At 38.7% G+C, this 20,869-nt stretch carries 17 protein-coding genes and 1 riboswitch; of the genes, 12 read left to right on the top strand and 5 right to left on the bottom strand.

The window, feature by feature from the left end:
* Positions 1-89: 89 nt before the first annotated feature.
* The 7 genes from QE450_RS22310 to QE450_RS22280 all read left to right on the top strand — a co-directional run bounded on the left by QE450_RS22310 (position 90) and on the right by QE450_RS22280 (position 11,685).
* The gene (locus QE450_RS22310; protein WP_307302207.1) at positions 90-1,832 is read left to right on the top strand and encodes an alpha-glycosidase; all 1,743 of its coding nucleotides are present in this window, start codon (positions 90-92) and stop codon (positions 1,830-1,832) included.
* Between the two features lie 621 nt (positions 1,833-2,453).
* Positions 2,454-4,580: a BglG family transcription antiterminator gene (locus tag QE450_RS22305; protein ID WP_307302205.1), complete on the top strand. Its 2,127-nt coding sequence runs from the start codon at positions 2,454-2,456 to the stop codon at positions 4,578-4,580.
* Complete coding sequence (locus QE450_RS22300; RefSeq protein ID WP_307302203.1) at positions 4,577-6,544, top strand: PTS mannitol transporter subunit IICBA; 1,968 nt, start codon at positions 4,577-4,579, stop codon at positions 6,542-6,544. The genes QE450_RS22305 and QE450_RS22300 overlap by 4 nt, the downstream gene beginning before the upstream one ends.
* 150 nt (positions 6,545-6,694) lie before the next feature.
* The gene (locus QE450_RS22295; RefSeq protein WP_301263011.1) at positions 6,695-7,849 is read left to right on the top strand and encodes a mannitol-1-phosphate 5-dehydrogenase; all 1,155 of its coding nucleotides are present in this window, start codon (positions 6,695-6,697) and stop codon (positions 7,847-7,849) included.
* Positions 7,850-8,121: 272 nt separating this feature from the next.
* Complete coding sequence (locus QE450_RS22290) at positions 8,122-8,883, top strand: class I SAM-dependent methyltransferase (RefSeq protein WP_273614612.1); 762 nt, start codon at positions 8,122-8,124, stop codon at positions 8,881-8,883.
* 176 nt (positions 8,884-9,059) lie between these two features.
* Positions 9,060-10,370, top strand: a complete 1,311-nt coding sequence (locus QE450_RS22285) for a CapA family protein (protein ID WP_307302201.1) — start codon at positions 9,060-9,062, stop codon at positions 10,368-10,370.
* Between the two features lie 28 nt (positions 10,371-10,398).
* Entirely contained in the window at positions 10,399-11,685 is a 1,287-nt protein-coding gene (locus QE450_RS22280) for an MFS transporter (protein WP_273614610.1), read from the top strand.
* Between the two features lie 113 nt (positions 11,686-11,798).
* On the opposite strand, the gene QE450_RS22275 is transcribed toward QE450_RS22280, so the two are convergent.
* From QE450_RS22275 to QE450_RS23605, 5 genes are all read right to left on the bottom strand, one after another.
* Positions 11,799-12,827 carry an EAL domain-containing protein gene (locus tag QE450_RS22275; RefSeq protein WP_307302198.1) on the bottom strand — a complete coding sequence of 343 codons (1,029 nt, stop codon included), beginning with the start codon at positions 12,825-12,827 and terminating at the stop codon, positions 11,799-11,801.
* 239 nt (positions 12,828-13,066) lie between these two features.
* Positions 13,067-15,352, bottom strand: coding sequence for a bifunctional 2',3'-cyclic-nucleotide 2'-phosphodiesterase/3'-nucleotidase (locus tag QE450_RS22270; protein WP_373462026.1), 2,286 nt, complete (start codon positions 15,350-15,352; stop codon positions 13,067-13,069).
* A 332-nt stretch (positions 15,353-15,684) separates the two neighbouring features.
* Complete coding sequence (locus QE450_RS22265) at positions 15,685-15,861, bottom strand: aspartyl-phosphate phosphatase Spo0E family protein (RefSeq protein ID WP_204826437.1); 177 nt, start codon at positions 15,859-15,861, stop codon at positions 15,685-15,687.
* Positions 15,862-16,155: 294 nt separating this feature from the next.
* Positions 16,156-16,374 carry a pyridoxamine 5'-phosphate oxidase family protein gene (locus tag QE450_RS23610; RefSeq protein WP_373462025.1) on the bottom strand — a complete coding sequence of 73 codons (219 nt, stop codon included), beginning with the start codon at positions 16,372-16,374 and terminating at the stop codon, positions 16,156-16,158.
* Positions 16,361-16,573: a pyridoxamine 5'-phosphate oxidase family protein gene (locus QE450_RS23605; protein WP_373462024.1), complete on the bottom strand. Its 213-nt coding sequence runs from the start codon at positions 16,571-16,573 to the stop codon at positions 16,361-16,363. The genes QE450_RS23610 and QE450_RS23605 overlap by 14 nt, the downstream gene beginning before the upstream one ends.
* A 240-nt stretch (positions 16,574-16,813) precedes the next feature.
* Positions 16,814-16,925, top strand: a riboswitch (TPP riboswitch).
* A 117-nt stretch (positions 16,926-17,042) separates the two neighbouring features.
* Here QE450_RS23605 and QE450_RS22255 point away from each other — a divergent pair.
* From QE450_RS22255 to QE450_RS22235, 5 genes are read left to right on the top strand one after another with little or no spacing between them, the layout of a single operon-like run.
* Positions 17,043-18,080: an ABC transporter substrate-binding protein gene (locus tag QE450_RS22255; RefSeq protein WP_373462023.1), complete on the top strand. Its 1,038-nt coding sequence runs from the start codon at positions 17,043-17,045 to the stop codon at positions 18,078-18,080.
* Between the two features lie 24 nt (positions 18,081-18,104).
* The gene (locus QE450_RS22250) at positions 18,105-18,395 is read left to right on the top strand and encodes an MTH1187 family thiamine-binding protein (protein ID WP_273614607.1); all 291 of its coding nucleotides are present in this window, start codon (positions 18,105-18,107) and stop codon (positions 18,393-18,395) included.
* An 8-nt stretch (positions 18,396-18,403) separates the two neighbouring features.
* Positions 18,404-19,201 (top strand): ABC transporter permease, encoded by a 798-nt coding sequence (locus tag QE450_RS22245; RefSeq protein ID WP_273616217.1) that lies wholly within the window; start codon positions 18,404-18,406, stop codon positions 19,199-19,201.
* Positions 19,188-20,009 (top strand): ABC transporter ATP-binding protein, encoded by an 822-nt coding sequence (locus QE450_RS22240; RefSeq protein ID WP_301263008.1) that lies wholly within the window; start codon positions 19,188-19,190, stop codon positions 20,007-20,009. The genes QE450_RS22245 and QE450_RS22240 overlap by 14 nt, the downstream gene beginning before the upstream one ends.
* Positions 20,006-20,824 carry a TatD family hydrolase gene (locus tag QE450_RS22235; RefSeq protein WP_307302192.1) on the top strand — a complete coding sequence of 273 codons (819 nt, stop codon included), beginning with the start codon at positions 20,006-20,008 and terminating at the stop codon, positions 20,822-20,824. The genes QE450_RS22240 and QE450_RS22235 overlap by 4 nt, the downstream gene beginning before the upstream one ends.
* Positions 20,825-20,869: the final 45 nt, after the last annotated feature.

The raw sequence follows: 20,869 nt of genomic DNA, 5'->3' as shown, positions 1-20,869 counted from the left end.
CTATATAATTGGTTCCTACAATTCTTTTTAGGGTATAAATCGATAGACCATACGCAGTCTAATACATATCTTATGTAGGAGGAACATCTATGTTAATCGAAGCTGTCTATCATCGTCCCAAGCTGAATTGGGGTTATCCTTATGATCGTGAAACGATTCATTTACGTCTACGCACCAAAAAGCAGGATGTGAAAGAAGTCTGGGCTCTTGCTGGCGACAAATACATGTGGGAAAAATCCAAAGAACGCGTACAGATGCATGTTTTTGCAACAGATGATCTGTTCGATTATTGGGAATGTGAAGTAGTTCCTCCTTTCCGCCGTATCAAATACGGATTCCTTCTCAAAAACGATGATGAAGAAATTTGGATGGACGAAGATAAATTTGGTAAAGAAGAACCGAAAATGGATCGTTTATTCGATATTCCATTTATCAATCCAGTCGATGTATTTACACCACCAGCATGGGTGAAAGATGCTGTCTTTTATCAAATTTTTCCGGAACGATTCGCTAATGGAGATCCTTCGATTAATCCGAAAGACACATTGCCATGGGGCGAAAAGCCAGAGTGGTTTAACTTTTTCGGGGGCGATCTGCAAGGGATTATTGATCATTTAGATCATTTGACCGATCTTGGGATCAATGCGATTTATATGACGCCCATTTTCAAAGCAACCACCAACCATAAATACGATACCGAAGATTATATGGAACTTGATCCTCATTTCGGAGATAAAGAAACGTTGAAGAAATTAATTACAACGTGCCACGATAAAGGGATTCGCGTGATGTTTGATGCGGTATTTAATCATTCTGGCAAAACATTTGCTCCATTTGTCGATGTACAAGAAAAAGGCGAAAAATCTAAATATAAAGACTGGTTCCATGTACGTAGATTCCCATTAGCTGTAGAAGACGGTATTCCAACGTATGATACATTTGATTTTGAGCCATTAATGCCGAAGTTGAATACTGAAAATCCAGAAGTAAAAGAGTATCTGTTAAATGTAGCTAAATACTGGGTTGAAGAATTTGGCATCGATGGTTGGCGCTTAGATGTTGCCGATGAAGTCGATCATCATTTCTGGCGTGAATTCCGTCAAGCTGTGAAAAGTATCAATCCAGACGTCTATATTTTGGGCGAAATCTGGCATGAATCTTCTCCATGGCTACAAGGTGATCAATTCGATGCTGTAATGAATTATCCGTTCAAAAATGCGGTAACCGACTTCTTTGTCGAAGATACAACAGATGCGTTAACATTTGCTCATGCGATTGGTACACAGATGTCACGCTATCCTCGTCAGGTAACTGAAGTATCTTTTAACCTGTTAGATAGTCATGATACTGCGCGTGCGTTGACGCTTGCTAAAGGTAACAAAGATCGTCTCAAATTAGCGGTAACTTTCCAGATGACATATAGCGGTACTCCATGTATTTATTATGGAGACGAATTTGGCATGGAAGGCGAAAACGATCCAGATTGCCGTCGTTGTATGGTATGGGATGAAAAAGATCAAGACTTAGAATTGTTTGCTTTTTACCAACAATTAATCAGTCTGCGCAAACAATATCCTGCTCTACGTCAAGGTACATTTAAGTTCTTACATGCCAAAGAAGGCAATAACGGACTGATCTATGAGCGTTCTGATGATAAAGACACATTTGTAATTGCGATGAACAGCTCTTCTGAACCGGTAACAGTTAGCATTGATGTAGAAACATCCAAGTGGGAAAACATGTTAGATCAGACTACACTTGAAGTTGAAAATGGTCGTCTAGAAGAAAAATTACCTGCTTTTGCTTTTGTTATTTTGAGAGCTGTTCAATAACAAAATCTATTTATATAGAAGATAGATATCTTTCGAAGCCTGCTTTCTTTATAGAAAGTAGGTTTTTTTATTGTTTTTTTAGTATGTAATCATTTTTCTCCTCTCGCTTACAACACATATCATTTATCATTTTAAAGTATTCCTTCGCTCACACTTTAGATAGAAGTAATGCTCTTTTTTTGCAATAAAATATGTAATATTGAAATTTATATTAAGTATTGAGAATAAGGTTCCGATATTCAAAGAGACAAACTTTTTTTACATTTTATTCAAATGTTTCAACAAGTATTATTTAGGTTTATGTTTATACATTATTTAGTATTTGGTTCCAATGATTTATCACTTTTTGTCGAATTATTTTTAAGCATACGTAAGACTTTATACACCCTTTTTTTCAAAACAGTATTTGGATTTATCCTTTTTTATTATTTGTTTTGGACTGCTGATTTACTCCCTCTTTACCTTTGTCCCTTATACACAAAGGACAAATCGTATCATCTTTCAATTGATATCTTCACGTTAAAACCTTAAACTTTGAAGTATTCACTACTAGTTCTTATTTCTTAGCCCTATGTTTATGATATCGTTTTCAATCGGACTTTGGAAAGGAGGATATCGATTTTGGAGAAGCTGACCGCTCGCCTCACAATGATGCTACAGTTTCTGGTTGCCTCTCATGGTGACTATATTACAATCAGGGACTTGTCCGATCATCTAGATGTGAGTGAGAAAACGGTCAAGCGTGAATTGCCGAGCGTTGAAGACTGGTTACATCAAAGACAGCTAACCCTGATTCGCAAACCGGGTACAGGGCTTGCACTGGAAGGTAGTCCAGAACATCTGGCTATCGTACAGCAAGAACTGGAAGAACAGACACCTAAGAAAGACTACACCCGTGAAGAAAGGCATTACTTCATTATTAGTGAACTTCTACTTTCCAAAGAACCGATTAAGTTATACACCTTTGCTTCACAATTCAAAGTCACAGAAGGCACGCTCAGTAATGATCTGGATCGTATCGAACAATGGCTTCAAGCTTTTGAGATTACATTGATTCGTAGACCCGGACTTGGTGTCTATATTGAAGGAACTGAAAGTAGTATCCGTTCTGCACTGGTACATCTGCTATATGAAAGTGTAGACGAATACCAATTGAATCATCTGGTACGTGACCGTTTCCCTACAGAAGAACAACCTGGACGCGTACAATTCCATATCCGCAACCGCCTGCTGAACCTGGTTGATGATGGAATGATGAACCAGCTTCAGCAGTACTTGAGTGATCTGGAACGTGAAATGCATATGAAATTAACCGATAGCGCGTATATCGGGCTGGCTGTTCATCTAGCGCTGGCGATAGAACGTATTCGAAGAGGGCAACGCATCACGATTGCTCCTCGCATACTGGATGAGCTCAAGCAACTAAATGAATTTGAGACTGCACGTACACTCGCGATCAAGTTAGAACAGTCTTTTGATATTGTGATTCCTGAAGATGAGATGGGTTATATCACTATGCATCTCAAAGGCGCTGAAACAAGACTTAGCGTCGAATCTGATCCGTATTATGAGCATGTTAGCTTTGAACTGGTCAAGCTTGCCCGGGATGTACTGAAAATGGCCGAAAGTGAAACCGGATTCGAACTCAAAGGAAACAGCAAATTGTTCGCAGGCTTTATTAATCACCTTGGACCTGCGGTAGAGCGACTACGATTAGGATTAGATATTCGTAATCCCCTACTCGCACAGATCAAAGAACAATATGGCCCTACGTTCGAAGTCGCTCGCAAGTGTTCGACTTTACTGGCTCAATTTACAGGCAAAGAAGTACCGGAAGCAGAGATTGGTTATATGGCTATGCATATCGGCGCTATGGCTGAATATGCTGCTGCTCAGAAAAAACCATTTAAAGCATTAATCGCTTGTGCTAGTGGGATGGGAACATCCAGTTTGCTGTCTGTTCGAGTCAAACGTGAATTCCCTGCTCTACAAATTATTGATGTGGTTTCTTCTTCAGAAGCTGTTCGTTTAGAAAAGCGTGCTGATATTATTATCTCTACCGTAGAAGTAGATAGCCTCATTCCAACTGTACGAGTATCACCCTTACTTTCATCAGAAGACATTATCGATATTCGTAAAACCTTATCTCAGCTAGATACTTCTAAGCATACACAACATGTACAACAACAATCGCTTGATCCGAGTGTACGCTTAACCGAAACATTGAACACTCATAAAGAAACACTGACTGGCATCTTAGATTTAACACAAGGATTAGTGATAAGAGATGGATACACTTCCACTTCTGTAAGTGACTTGATCCACCACATTGCAACGACTTTTACTGCTTCTACAGAAAGAGCACATGTATTAGAACAAGAACTGCATGAACGTGAGCGATTAGGAGAAACTGTTCTTTCGCAAGATGGATTGATTTTGTTACACTGTCGTTCATCTGTCGTGCCTAAGCTTTTTCTAGGTGTGATGCGATTTGCCCATCCGATATCAGCCGCTTCTCAATCGGTTGATCTGTATGCAGCGATCGTCTTGCTTGCTCCCAAAGACAGCAGTAAGTCTTATCTGGAAGCAGTTAACGAAGTCAGTAAATCATTGATCGACCGTCCTGGATTTGTGACTAGAGTCGTATCGGGTAGTGCCGCCGAATTAACGGCTGAGATTTCTAGCTTAATGAAAGATTTGTATACTCGCAAAATCGAACAATATATGATGGAGGTCGAACAATTATGAGTTCTGTGCAGACAGCTACAAAAGAAAGAAAAAGTGCTCGTGATCGCGTACAAGCATTCGGACGCTTTCTAAGTTCTATGATTATGCCGAATATCGGTGCTTTTATCGCTTGGGGTCTACTCACTGCTTTATTTATTCCAACAGGTTACTGGCCTAATGCTACACTAGCAACAATGGTTGATCCAATGATCAAATATTTGCTTCCTTTATTGATTGCTTATACAGGTGGTAAAGTCGTTGCTGATCATCGCGGTGGTGTACTCGGTGCGATTGCCGCTATGGGTGTTATAGTCGGTGCTGAAATTCCAATGTTTATCGGTGCAATGATTATGGGTCCACTTGGTGGATATGTGATCAAACAGTTCGATAAATTGATCGAAGGTAAAGTAAAATCCGGTTTTGAAATGTTGGTTAACAACTTCTCTGCTGGTATTATCGGTATGTTGCTTGCGATTCTGGGCTTTGTCGGTATTGGCCCATTAGTAGAAGCATTTACTATGCTTGTAGAATCAGGCGTTAACTTCTTGGTTGCTCACGATCTTCTACCATTGGTTTCGATCTTTGTAGAACCTGGTAAAATTTTATTCTTAAATAATGCAATTAACCACGGTATCTTTACACCGCTAGGTGCGCAACAATCTCTAGAAACGGGTAAATCTATTTTCTATCTTTTAGAAGCAAATCCAGGCCCAGGTCTTGGAGTATTGTTGGCTTACTGGATCTTTGGTAAAGGTACAATTAAAGGTTCTGCTCCAGGTGCAATCATTATCCAATTCTTTGGTGGTATTCATGAAGTCTACTTCCCTTATGTATTGATGCGTCCAATCTTGTTTATCGCTGTTATTCTTGGTGGTATGGCTGGCGTATTCACAAATAGTATTCTAGGTAGTGGTCTAACCAGTGCTGCTTCTCCAGGTAGTATTATCGCTATTATGGGTCTAGCTCCAAAAGGTGGTCACCTGGTTGTATTAGCTGGTGTAGCCGCAGCAACGATCGTTTCCTTTATTTTCTCAGCGATCTTCTTGCGCAAAGCTCCAAGCGATGAAGATTTGGAAAAAGCTCAAGCCGCTTCCAAAAACATGAAGTCTGGCGGTAACGCTGGTGGTCCTGCTTTGACATCTGCTACCGATCTTCAAACAGGTGAAGTTCGCAAAATCGTATTCGCTTGTGATGCAGGTATGGGTTCAAGTGCTATGGGTGCTTCTTCTTTCCGCAAAAAAGTACAACAAGCAGGTCTACCGATCAATGTAACCAATACAGCGATCGATGGGATTCCTTCTGATGCAGATATCGTCGTGACTCAACAAAATCTAACAAGCCGTGCTAAAGGTAAAGCACCAAATGCACAGCATGTATCGATTGATAACTTTATTAACAATCCGATCTATGATGATATGATTGAACGTTTAAAAGCAGCTACAGCAGGTAGCCCTGACTCTTCTATTCCAGATAATGCTGCTGGTGTGAAACAAGAAGTCAGTGATGTATTGAGTCACAATGCACCACATGTGGTACAAGATACAACAACGTCTAACGCAGGTTCTACCATTTTGCGTAAAGAAAATATTGTATTAGGTCTTGCTAGCACATCGAAAGAAGATGCGATTAACAAAGCAGGCGAAATGCTAGCTGCTGCTGGTTATGTCAAACATGATTATATTGCAGCGATGCATGAGCGTGAAAAAGTAGCTTCTACTTACATCGGTAACGGTGTAGCGATTCCTCATGGTGTCGGTGAAGCGAAAAAACAAATTCAAACATCCGGTATTGTTGTTCTACAGTATCCAAATGGTGTGGAATTTGAAGGCGGTACTGCTTATCTTGTGATCGGTATTGCTGGTGCAGGTGGAGAACATCTTCAAATCCTGACTAAGATTGCTGAAACGATTGAAGATGAAGCGACTGTACAACATTTAGCTAAAGTCACAGATGCTGAAGAAATCTATCGCACATTCTCAATCTAATCCTATAGTTATTCCGGTTGAATCAGCAGCGATCTCGTTGCTGATTTAACCTGTTTATATCTACTTTTGCTTATATAAGCTACACATTAAGGATGGCTTCTGGTTATATACAGAAGGAAATCCTACAAATACTTACGGAGGTGCAATATTATGAAAAAAGCGATTCAATTTGGTGCAGGAAATATCGGTCGTGGATTTATCGGAGCTTTATTGTCTAATGCAGGTTATCACGTGGTTTTTGCAGATATTAACGAACAAATGATTAATGAACTGAATGAGAAAAAAAGTTACCAGATTCATATTCTTGATCTGGAAAAAAGCGTAGAAACGATTACCAATGTATCTGGTTGTCTTTCTAATGGTACAGACATTATTGATGAAATTGCTAGTGCAGACATTATTACAACCGCAGTAGGGCCAAATGTACTCAAATTTATTGCGCCTACGATTGCACAAGGCATCGAAGCTAGACGTACAGCAGGCGGTGGTTCACTGAATATTATCGCTTGTGAAAATATGGTTGGTGCCACAAGTCATCTACAAGAGCAAGTACTGACTCATCTTTCAGAAGAAGGTAAAGCCTATGCTGAGCAAAATGTCGGCTTTGCCAACTGTTCTGTAGACCGTATCGTTCCTCCTTTTCAGGGTGACAGCATTCTAGATGTAGGTGTAGAAGCCTTCCACGAATGGATTGTAGAAGAGCCTAAACTTAAAGGTGGTACTCCTGAAATTGATGGTATGAAGCTTACAGACAATCTAGTTGCTTATGTACAACGTAAACTGTTCACACTGAATACAGGTCATGCCATTACAGCGTATATCGGTTTCTTGAAAGGTCTAGAAACGATTGACCAAAGTATTCAAGATGAAGGTGTACGTGCGATTGTACGTCCAGCGATGGAAGAAAGTGGCGCAGCTCTTGTACAAAAACATGGCTTCGATGCAGGCGAACATGCCAAATACATCGATAAAATCGAAACTCGCTTCAAAAATCCATATATTCGTGATGAAGTGATTCGTGTAGGACGCGAACCTTTACGCAAATTAGGACAAGCTGATCGTCTGGTAGGCCCTGTAAAAATGGCAACTGAATTTGATCTCGGACGCGATCATTTGCTCAAAGGGATTGCTGCTGCATTCCACTATGACAATACAGCTGATCCTCAATCTGCTGAACTACAAGGACGTATTCAAGCCGAAGGCTTTGGCCCTGTCGTCAGCGATGTAACAGGATTTGCCAAAGACAGCGAAGACTATAATAAAGTCATCACTGCTTATGAAGAGTTGAAATCTCTAAAAAGCTAAGCAAAATAGATGAATTACGTTGTATTATCCAAACTCATCAATATACTTTTACTGCTATAAGTAATAATTTACTTATAAAAGTAGAGGTGAATTGATGAGTTTTTATTTATTTTCTTTTATAAGTTACTTAATCTCACATCAAATTTAAGGTTGTATCCATAATATTCCTTTAGATTCCAAAAATTTGAAATTAACTATTTACAAAACAGTTCGACATGATATAATAACTTACAACAAATGGATTTAATTCAAACTAAAGGAGTTAACTTCCAATGAATAACATAGATATCAAAAAACCTATCGAAGATTATGACACGAATTATTTCGATCAATCGTATTTAGATGTCTATAAAAAAATATTAGTAGATGGCTTGCAGGAACAAATCGATTTTCTGACTTCTATTATTGATCCTGATACTGAATCGAATATATTAGACTTCTTCTGCTGTAACGGCAGACATATTTTACAACTGTCTGATATGGGATTTCACACTACAGGATTAGATATTAACAAACAATATTTAGAGTTGATCCAGCAACGTTCTCAAGGAAAAGTACAAACTATTCTTGCAGATGGACGAGAATATGTCGGTCAGGAAAATTACGATGTTGTACTGAATTTAGAAAATTCTATCGGTTATATCGAAGACTATGAAGACAATCTTAAAATTATCCAATCGATACATAGTTGCTTACGTTCGGGTGGAAAATTTATTTTAACATTGATTAACCGTGATTATCTGGTACGTAACTTTCACTCTCTTGCCTGGTTTGGCAATGGAGAAGGTAAATATATGTTAGAAAAGCGCCGTTTCGATCCGACAACCAGTGTACTTCATATTGAAGAAAAAAGACTTACTGTAGACGGTCCTGAAAAAAATTACAGACTGAATATGAGATTATTTAGCGCCACTGAAATCAATCTCATGCTATCCAGTAGCGGATTCAAAGTACTTGATATTTTTGGTGATTTTGACCGCAGTCCATACCGAATGAACTCTCCACAAATGTTATATATCTGCGAAAAAATATAATCTCTATTTATATTTATAGATATACCTATACTACGTGAGGGAGGTGACAATTTATGAAAAGAGATCGTATTATCATCATTGACTAATTTGTCTGTCGGCCAACCGGATACCTCTACAAAGGCTACTGATATACTCAGTAGCCTTTGGTTTATCCAAAAGAAAGGATTTGTATATTCATGTCTAATTCGACCGTATCTTTTGTAGCTACAGGTGATAGCTTTATTACTCGAATTTCTCCCGGTCATTTATCTTTGGAACAGTTAGTTCCTTTTATTCAAAAGCATGATGTACGATTAACCAATTTAGAAACAACAATCCGTATGGAAGAAGGATTCCCTGCTGCTCAAAGTGGAGGAACATGGGCATCAGCAACTCCCGAGGTTTTACAACATTTGCAATCATATGGATTTAATATATTATCGATCGCTAACAATCATATGCTTGATTATTCTTATGGCGGTTTGGCAGCTACTGAAAAATATATCAGTGCATTGAATCTATTATATTGCGGTGCTGGCTCTACTCTACATACCGCAAGTAAACCCAAATACTTAGAAACACCTCAAGGTCGTATTGCAGTCATTGGTGTCACTTCTACTTTTCATGAATCAGCTATTGCTGGAGAAAGCCGTGCAGATTGTTCTGGTCGTCCCGGTATCAATCCTTTAAGATACAACACTGTTCATCAGATTAGCTCTACTCATATGCAACAATTAAAAGAATTAACAGCTGTCACTTCTATTAATGCAGAAATCAATATTGCGATGCAACATGGACATTTACTCGATCAACTTCCAGATTCTTTTTTTATGTTTGGTGAGTATGATTTTGTCGAAGTAGATGATCCCTCTCAGGAAGGTACTTTTACCAGTTGCAATCCGATAGATACCCAGCGTATCTACCAATCTATTCATGAAGCCAAACGCCAAGCAGATTATGTGATTTTAAGTGTACATTCCCATGAAATGAAAGACGAAAATGAGAATGAACCGGCTGATTTTTTAAAAGAATTTTGTAGAGGATGTATTGATGAAGGAGCGCATGCTATGATCTGTCACGGTCCTCATCATATTCGTGGTATTGAAATCTATCAAGAACGCCCTATTTTTTATGGATTAGGTAACTTTATTTTTCAAAATGAAACTGTAGAATCAGCACCAGCTGATTTTTATAACCATTTAAATTTAAATCATACCCATAATATTGCAGACTTACTGGATAAAAAAAGTAAAAACGGTACTTCTAGCTTTGGTGCTAATCTCAAGTTCTGGCAATCATTTGTGCCTTCGTGGACAATGGATAATGGCAAATTAATAGATTTAGCGATTCATCCTATCTCACTTGGACATGAATTACCACGTTATCGTAGAGGTTGTCCAACTTTTAGCAATCAGACCTCAATCATTGAGCAATTGAATACATTATCTTCTTCATATAACGTTCATTTTGAAACTCAATCAGATGGTACAGGCAAGTTAATATACTAAAGATATTGCATCGTAAAGGAGATGGAATATGCTAGCTTTATTTCGAATACCCGCGTTTCTTCATTTTTGGCTAGCACAAGTCTTTTCTAGACTGGGTGATGCGATAGCCACTACAGCCATCATTTTTCTAATAGGTTCCAATTCGTCAGATCCTATTTTTATTAGTTTAGTAATTTTTGCAGAGTTGTTTGCAACGACAGCTTTTGGTTTGTTTGCAGGATCCATTGCTGACCGTTTTCCTAAGCATCTGGTAATGATTTATATGGATGTATTCAGAATTGTGATCAATATTATTATGATTCTATGTATAGCTTCTCCACTTGCTCTTATTGTTTTGGTTTTTTTGAAAGGAATCGGTACAACTATTTTTTACCCGGCCCGCACTTCTTTTATTCCCGATATTGTTGGTGAGAATCATGTTAATGAAGCTATGTCGATTAGTCAAAGTACTTATTTTACTGTCTACATTATAGGCCCTGCGATTGCTGGATTATTATTAACCACCACTTCAGTATCTATGATTTTTGTACTCGATATTTTATCATATCTCTTTTCTATTATATTTATTATGATTGCTAATTCATTTATTGTATCCAAAGCTAAACTTGATCTTACGCCAGAAGAAAAAGTAACTCACGAACCGATCTGGGCATCAATGATTTCCGGTCTTAAAACTGTTTATCGTATCCCTTCGCTGTTCTTTTTGCTTATGATTTTGATTCCTTTTATGTTTGTTGCCGGGATATTTGATACAACGTATACTTCTATTTTGCTTCAAGTGTTTCGTTTACCTGCTATCGATTATGGTCAGATTCAAAGTATAGAAGGAATTGGAGCTGTCGTAGGAGCAATTATAGGCCCTTTTTTATTACGTAAATTAAATTCTAGTCTACTCTTGTTATGTACTATTATTGCTTTTGGTATACTAATGAGCTGTGTGACTCCACTTAATTATATCCATGCTACAAATCTTTCTCCTATTTATGTATGGAGCCTAGCGATCGGGATTATCAATGCTTTGATTAATCTACCTATCACTTCTATTTTTTTGAAAATCACACCCAAACCTTTTCGAGGTCGAGGGATTTCTATACTACAAACATTAACTACTTTAGGTATTATTTTAGGCTTATTATCCGGAGGAATTGTAGCACGTTACTTTAATCTGATTACACTAACGACGATTGCTGGTATTGCTCTTATAGTGTTTATACTGATTATCGCTTGTACCTCCAAATTCAAGCATTTATTACAGGAGTCTCGTTCTGAACCAACCGTAGCATCTACTTCTAAGCAAGCTACTGAATCTTCATAAATAAAAGATAACAATAATCTAAAAAAGACTTTTCTTTTTCAGTACAAGTTCATGTACTTTGAGAAGAAAAGTCTTTTTGGAAATATCAAGATAGGAGTCATACATCCAATCATTTAACCTAGCATTTGACGAGGGTATTCGGCAGGCTTACCGAATAAATAACCCTGTGCTAGCTCAATTCCTATACTACGGCAAAAGTCATATTCTTCACGGCGTTCTATACCTTCTGCTAACACAGTAGAACCATGGTTTTGCGAACGCTGCAAAATATGAATAATTTTTTGCTGTTTCTCAGCAGAGATATCACAATGATCGATTAAGCTACGATCGATTTTGACATAATCAGGTTGCAGATGATCGATTAATTCAGGCTTGGAATATCCTGAACCTACATCATCCAAAGCGACAGATATCCCATTACTGCGATAGACATCAAAAATATTTTGTAACTTAGGCATTTCAACAATATTTTCGGTTTCAACCACTTCAAATACAAAGTCTTTTGGATTCAAATGAAGACGTTCAATAGCAGCAAACGTATGACTCAAACAATACTGCGGATTGTAAATAGAAGATGGTAAAAAGTTAATAAAGCGTTTGATACCTGGTTGTAAATGTTGCGCACTCGTCTCAATCGCTGAAATACGAGCTGCCCGATCCAAAAATGAGTGTAACCCTGTCTGATGCGCAATATCGAATAAGCGATATGGCTGAAATGTAGGGCCATCTATAATCGGACGAAGCAAAAATTCATAAGCAATGACTTGCTCATGTTGATTCACAATCGGTTGCATATGGCTTGTAAATTGCTTTTGTCGAATAATTTCAACAACATCGTCATGCTGTAGTCGATTAACAAATACAGACAATGGCAACCATACCGGCTCTCCCCCAATATCGTCTGAACCTAACAAACCTACAGATACACAAGATGTAATTTCTTCAGGTAAACTTCGTACCCAGTGCATGATATCAAGCATCTGTTCTCTTGATTGATATGAAATAGAGCAAATATCTTCCATGATATACGTATCATAAGACTGTTGTCGAATTAGATTTTCAAGAGAAGAAGAAAGCGGTCGCAAGGACACTGTTCCTTGGTCTTCTATCGGCTGAACATAACTGCAACCGCTACAATTCATAGAGATCCTCCTTAATATTAAAACAAAAACGTAGTATAAACGTGAAAATTAATCGGGTTTAAATAGAGTTGCTTTACTTTTCATTTCTCATATTATAACATCCTCAATCAAGATCACATTAGGCGTTCAGTATATTATCGGCTTTATTTTGATATTTTTGAATACGACAAAAACTGCAATAATTACTATTGCAGTCTTTGAAGTTGATACGTTCATCATTCACTCTAGTTACGTTGCTATTAGCTAGCAGGAATCTCGATCGAATCTCCAACTTGAAGCTTCGTTGGATCTGTAATTTTATTGTATTTAGCAAGTTCTTCCCATGTTACGCCATATTTCAGACTAATACGGTACAGATTATCACCTTTTTTGATAATATAGGTTTTCTCATCTGTAGGTTTAGCTGGCTTATCAACAGCTGGTTTTGTCGGTTTAGGTGCTGGAACCGGCTTCGTTGTTGGTTTGGTAGGCTTCGCTGGTGTTACTGGTTTGGGCGGTTTGGCAGGTGTTACGGCTGGCTTGCTACCTGCTGCTGCGCTAGAAAGATTAATTGAATATTTAGCAAAACCATCTGCTGCTTCTCCTACATAAGCAATTGGATCTGCTCCTGCAACTGCTTTGGCACTAGACAATGCATCTTTTGCTTTTGGAGAAGTGTTAAATGTTACTGTTGGGTTGCCTTTGATTGGTGCAAGTGACCAGTTACCATCAGCAGCCGGATTGATTGTTTTGTTTTCACGAATATAATCGATAATTACTTGACGGTTCTCGTCTGGTGCAGCCAGAATAATACGTTTGCCATCTGGATTCGCCAATTTGGACGAAGAAGCACGGTAGTTATTTGTAGCTACTACGAATTTTTGTTCTGGATCGATAGCTTTACCGTTAAATTGCAAGTTCACAATACGGTTAGAAGATGCATTTAAAACAGCACCTTTTGCATCGTATTTCGGTGGTTGTGTGACATCAATTTGGTAAGTAACCCCATCGATAACATCAAAGTTATACGTTGGGAAGTCCATATTGATTAACGCTTGCTCGCCTGATTTAGCTGGATCGATTTGATTGAATTGTCCTGCTGACCATTCCAACCAGTTTTTCACTTCTGCTCCATTGACAAGCACAGCATGAACTGTATTTGGATATACATAAAGGTCAGATACATTTTTGATAGCTATCGTGCCTGCTGGAATATCTGTGTAATAACTTGCTCCTGAACGTCCACCTGCTTTGAATGGAGCGCCTGCAGAAAGAATAGGTAAGTTCTCATATTCTGTCCCTTGAAGTTGTTTCTCCAAGTACCATTTTTGAGCGTTTGTTACGATTTGGATCGATGGATCATCTTCTACCAGTGCAAAGTAACTGGTGATACGAGCAGTAGATTCACCAACAGGTCCACGAATATATCCTAACGTTTCTTCGTGTTCTTTGTATACAGAATCGACTACACCTTGATCTGCATCAACTAATGCTTTTTTGGTAGCAGTATCATAGATTGGACGAGCTTCTACTTTAGAATCAGAGACTGTCCATTTGTCGCCTTGTTGTTTTAGTTCAAGATCAATAATTCCCAGGTGATCGCCCCAGAAACCTGGCTCTACTGAAGGAACGCCATTGATTGTTCCTTTTTCTAGATCTACGCCTGTTTTACCAGCGAAATCAGCACTAGGGAATACTTTGTGTGCATGTCCGAACATAATCGCATCGATACCTGGCACTTTGCTCAAGTACAATACGGAATTTTCCATCAATTCAGTCTGAGGAATATCTTCAAAGCCAGAATGTGGCACTGCAATAATAATATCTGCGCCTTCTGCTTTCATTTGTGGAATAAATTTGTTCGCTGTTTCAACGATATCTTTAGCAACCACTTTCCCCGACAAGTTTGCGCTATCCCATTGCATTACTTGTGGTGGTACGAAGCCGATAACACCTACTTTAATCGTATGTTTAGCTCCACTTTCATCAGTGACTTCTTTATCCAAAATCAAATAAGGAGTAAAATAGTTTTTCTCACCTGAACCTGTGCCATCATCTGTATAAATATTAGCATTCACATAAGGGAAGTTAGCGCCTTTGAGAGCGTTACCCAAGAAATCCAGACCATAGTTAAATTCATGGTTACCGATATTTCCTGCATCATAACCCAATTGGTTCATCGCTTTGTAGACAGGGTGAACTTCGCCTGCTTTTAAAGGATCAACTTTGGCTACATAGTCACCTAACGGATTACCTTGTAATAGATCACCATTATCGATCAATACACTGTTTTTGGCTTCTGCACGCGCATTTTTGATCAATGTCGCTGTTTTGGCATATCCATATTGATCTGTCGCTGCATCTGAATAATAATCATAGTTCATTACGTTCACATGAATATCTGTTGTCTCCAACAAACGTAATTTTACGGTAGATTCAGAAGAAGTGGCTTCGGCTGCAAAAGCAGGAACTGCCGACACTGCAAACAATTGCAGAGCTGCGATGACAGTAATTGCTTTTTTAAATGTTTTGTTTCCCAAATTCAAAATAAAAAACCCCTCCCAAATATATTCGCATTTGCTTGACCTTTTCCTATTTATCTCTATGCCCTATATGTATAACAGCATGAACAAGCAGTGACAATGTACTTAACATGCTGATTTTAAAAAAATCATATTAGAAATTATGATTTAGAGTAGGCAGATAAATAGTAAAAAGGCTACCAAAAGAAACGCATGATAGAATTGTATACTATCAGCTGATATATTTGAAGGGTTATTAGTTCTATTTTTTATGAAAATAAGATTTATTTTGCGAAAAATTCTATAATTTACATGATTGTGTCATGTTTCTTTTCATAAATAATAACTCTTTGAGATTAAGGAGTTAAAAAATTAGTATTTCGATCTTTATATTGAAAATACATATCTAAAATTCGATCTAATTGTTCTGATTGGTCTAACACACGATAATCGCGCATCCCATGTTCTTCTGCCATCTGGTTCAATATGCGGCGTTCCTGCTCAATCTGTTGTTCTATTTGTTTTAAGTTCAAGGAAACCACCTCCAGTATATTTCCTTATATCTTGCTATCAATGAGACTTTCATTTTATTCCATCATCGTCATTTTACAGGTTAGTCTATAAAATATTTCTATATACCTTTTTATACCTTATTTGAGTATACCTTATCAAGTTCCTCAAGTACCTATTTTATCCTTTTTATGGAAAAATAAAGACGAAAAAACTCGGAATTTGAATTTTGCATTCATTTCTCTTGTTTCGCAAATTTCAAATTCCGAGTCATTTATGTGATAACTGCTATCTTAAACCATTAAAGTTGTATCAGATTACGCAGTCCACGTTTTTTTGTTACCATCTTGATCTGTATATTCAATCGTTTGTGGTTTGATATCTAGGATCACATAATCAGGATCTTCTGGACCGGAAAACCATTCTTTAAATTCTTCTTTCCAAACACGTTTTTTCAATTCGTCGTCTGTAGATACAGCACTTACACCTTCGATTTCAACGACTTGATTAGTGCCGCCTTTTTCATAACCCAACAATACATAACAGTTCGGATTTTTTTTCTAACTCTTCGACTTTATGTGTTTTGCGGTTTGTCGCGAGATGAATATTCAAGCCTTCGTTATATAGCGCCATGTAGCGTACTTTAGGTTTGTCATTTTCTACTGTACCTAGTGCACAAAATGGATTACCTTCTAATGCAGTTAATATCGCTTGTTCTTCAGCTGTTTTACTCATGATCAATCTCCTCCTGTATATAAACGTATGGGTGTATTCAATATCTATGTCTATGTATATCTATGCGATACGTATAGAAGAATATTGAATGGAACTTTTGTTAGTTACAAACTTCCGTATATGTAAATACCCTTAGACAGCGAGACTGAACCGAAATACACTGTCTTTTGCTGATGACACCGCATTCTCTTTACTGGACAGTTGATACCCTCTGGTCTATAATTACAATGTAAAAAAACCGCATATGTACAGGGGAGCTAGTTGCAACTGGCTGAGAGTGTATTGTGATAAATACAGACCCTTATACCTGATCTGGATAATGCCAGCGTAGGAAAGTAACAAGTCGTTATATGCTGTACTCTAGCTTATAATTGCACCTATGTCGTCCCGATGGGGGCGTTTTTTTTATGCCTTTTACCCAGTATTACAGGATTGACTATTTGAGCTAGAAGAAAGAAGGATGACGGTAATGAGAACTCAAAAAAGGTGGCGTCAAAGCTTACCGTGGTTAATGGTAGGTTTATTGTGGATCACCACTGCATGTGGTTCAGCAACAAGTACAAGCAATACAGCCAATCAGGCAGGATCAACATCTGCCCTTAAAGATGTAAAAGTCGTGCTCGACTGGACACCAAATACGAATCATACTGGCTTATATGTTGCCCAAGCACAGGGCTATTATAAAAAAGCAGGATTAAACGTCGAAATTATTACTCCCGGTCAAGGTGGAGCAGATACCATGGTCGCTTCTGGTGAAGTGCCTTTTGGAATCAGTTATCAGGAAAGTGTGACTCAAGCGCGTGTACAAGGAGTGCCTTTAGTGTCACTCGCGGCAGTTATCCAGCATAATACATCTGGCTTTGCCGCTCCTACAGATCGCGGAATCAAAAGCCCTAAAGATATGGAAGGCAAATCCTACGGTGCATGGGGATCGCCTGTTGAAGAAGCAGTTATGAAATCCATTATGGATACCGACGGTGGCGATGTTAGCAAAGTCAAAAGTGTTAATATCGGTAATGCGGATTATTTTACAGCTGTACAAAAAGGAATCGACTTTGCATGGATATTCTATGGATGGACAGGAATTGAAGCAGAACTTCGCGGACAACCATTAGATATGTTATATGTAAAAGATTATTCAGATAAATTAGATTATTATACACCTGTTATCGTAACCAATGAGAAGCAGATCGCTACCGATCCTGCACTGGTGAAATCATTTATGGCGGCAACCAGTAAAGGATATGAATATGCAATCGCTCATCCTGATGAATCAGCAGATATATTGCTCAAAGCAGTACCTGATCTTGATCCTGCACTGGTCAAAGCTAGCCAAAAATGGTTATCTCCACGTTATCAAGATGATGCCAAACGCTGGGGCGAGCAAAAACAATCAGTCTGGGAAGGTTATGCCGATTGGATGTTCAAGCAGAAATTGTTAGACAAACCGTTAGATGCAACCAAAGCATATACAAACGATTATTTACCTGAAACCACCAAATCATAAATAGAACATAAGGAGATGACTACTATGGCACACACCCTTTTAAGTATTCAGGTTATTCCCAAAACTCAAGCTGGTGAGAACTCTTACGATTATGTCGACCGGGCAATAGAAGTGATTCAAGCCTCCGGTGTGAAATATGAAGTGCATCCACTTGAGACCACGATGGAAGGCGAACTTAGCGAATTGTTAGAAGTGGTTCGGCAAATGCACGAAGCGTTAGTGGAAAAAGGAAGCCCGAGTATTATTTCTCAGATCAAAATTGCTCATAGTCCAACCGGAATCAGTATGGATGGATTAACTGAGAAGTACCGCTAATGTCTACGATGAATACATGGTGGAACAGGCTATGGCCGCCCCTCGGGGCGGTTGTTTTATTACTGATTATCTGGCAACTGGCAACCAGTCTATTCCATATTGAGACATGGATTCTTCCTAGCCCTGCATTGATTGGACATGAAGCATGGAGTGAGAAAGACCGACTGGGCTTGCACACATGGGCGACGTTAAAATTGACACTATCCGGCTTTAGTATAGGTGTTGCTTTTGGATTACTGGTCGCAGGCGTGCTTCATTATATTCCTTTTCTACGTTCAGCATTATATCCATTATTGATCTTGAGTCAAAATATCCCTACGATTGCTCTGGGACCGCTACTCGTTATCTGGTTCGGATTTGGGATATTGTCCAAATTAATTGTGATTATTCTGGTATGCTTTTTCCCGGTGACCATTGCGGCGCTGAGCGGACTGGCTACTACCGATCGTACAATGCTTAATTATATGCAAATGATCGGCGCTTCTAAAAATCAAATCTTTTGGAAATTAGAATTACCTTTTAGCTTACCTTCGATCTTTTCTGGAGTTAAAATTGCTGCAACGTATAGTGTAATGGGTGCTATTATCGCTGAATGGATTAGCAGTAGTGAAGGAATTGGCTATTATATGATGTTGCAAAAATCAGCTTTTCGCACCGACCATATGTTTTTAGCGATACTGGTAGTTGTAGTGATCAGTCTTATGTTATTTATGCTAATCAATATGATCGAAAAATGGTGTGTTCGCTGGCATCATCCTGCACAACATCGTGCTGTCAAAGGAGGTTCTAAAGATGTCGCTAAATAAACCTCAAGATCCGACTTTATCGGTGAACAACTCTACTCCACTTTTAGCATTACAAGGAATCAGCAAATCTTTTACACAGGGCAAGCAATCGTTACATGTGCTGCAAGACATTTCGCTGCATGTAGAGCAAGGTGAATTTGTATCCATTATCGGCCCTTCTGGTTCCGGTAAAAGTACGCTTTTGCAAATGATTGGTGGCGTGGTGCTTCCCGATCAAGGACAAGTCCTTTTGGACGGACAAAATATAACCGGTCGTAAAGGATTGAGCGGTTATATGCCACAACAACCTGCTTTGATGCCCTGGCGTACGATTGAAGATAATGTTATTTTGGCGCGCGAAGTAGCAGGATTACCGCGCAAAGAATCATTAGAATTAGCCAGACAATGGCTGGATAAAGTTGGACTGGGTGGTTTTGCATCATCTTATCCTCATACATTATCTGGCGGGATGCAACAGCGGGTTGCGTTTTTAAGAGCTTTGCTAGGACCTCGTGATCTTCTATGTCTGGATGAGCCTTTTAGTGCGTTAGATGCTTTTACACGCAGTGAGATGCAATCATGGTTGTTGAACATTTGGGAAGAAAATAGACGCTCGGTTATTTTTGTCACTCATCATATTGAAGAAGCATTACTACTTTCAGATCGAATCTATGTGCTATCTCGTCGTCCTGCTACTGTACTGCATAATATTGTAGTTCCTTTTCCTCGTCCAAGGCGAGAAGAGATTACCGATGATCCGCAATTTATTGCTCTACGCAGACAATTGATGAATGCGATGCGTGATACCCATGAAGGTGATCAATCATGAAGCCTGTCTATGCTCCACTTATCGATAGCCATATCCATCTGGATCAATATCAAGATCAACAGATTAAGCGAATCATTAAATCGCTTCCAGAACATTATATCCAGTCGCTGATTACAGTTTCGATGAATCTACCTTCCTGTCAGCGTAATGAGAAGCTGGCTCAACAATATCCGTCTATCGTTCGCCCTGCTTATGGATATCATCCAGAACAGCCTTTACCCGGCTCGCAGGAGCTTGAGACGTTATTGGTATGGATAAAGCAACGTATTGATAATATAGTAGCGATTGGTGAGATTGGATTGCCGTATTACTTGCGACAAGAAGCAGTAGAACGTGGCGACCAATTAGATGAACAAAGATATATCGATGTATTGTCTGCTTTCCTACAACTTGCTGCTGCTTATGACAAGCCTGTTATTTTACATGCTGTCTATGAAGATGCAGAGATCGCCTGTGATCTTTTAGAACATTATGGTATCACTCAAGCTCATTTTCACTGGTTCAAAGGATATCCTGCTACGATTGATCGTATGATAGCCAAAGGTTATTATATTTCGTTTACGCCAGATATTCAGTATGAAACGGAAATTCAGCAATTGGCTACACTATATCCTGCTCATCTGGTGATGGCTGAAACGGACGGCCCGTGGCCATTTGAAGGTTCTTTTGCCGGACAAATGACTCATCCGTCTATGACTGCTACTGTCTGTTCTGAATGGGCTAAGATTCAGCAGATATCAGAGCAAGAAGCTCGCCACTTAATTTATCAAAATACATTATCATTTTACACACCAAATCAGGCACAGCGTCTCTAATACGAACGCTGTGCCTGATTTATGTTGTGCTATTTTATGATGATA

It is taken from the genome of Paenibacillus sp. SORGH_AS_0306 (genome assembly GCF_030819345.1).
Taxonomy (GTDB): Bacteria; Bacillota; Bacilli; order Paenibacillales; family Paenibacillaceae; genus Saccharibacillus; species Saccharibacillus kyungheensis.
Note: the sequence above shows the minus strand (reverse complement) of the source record. Positions and strands in the feature narration are given on the sequence as shown.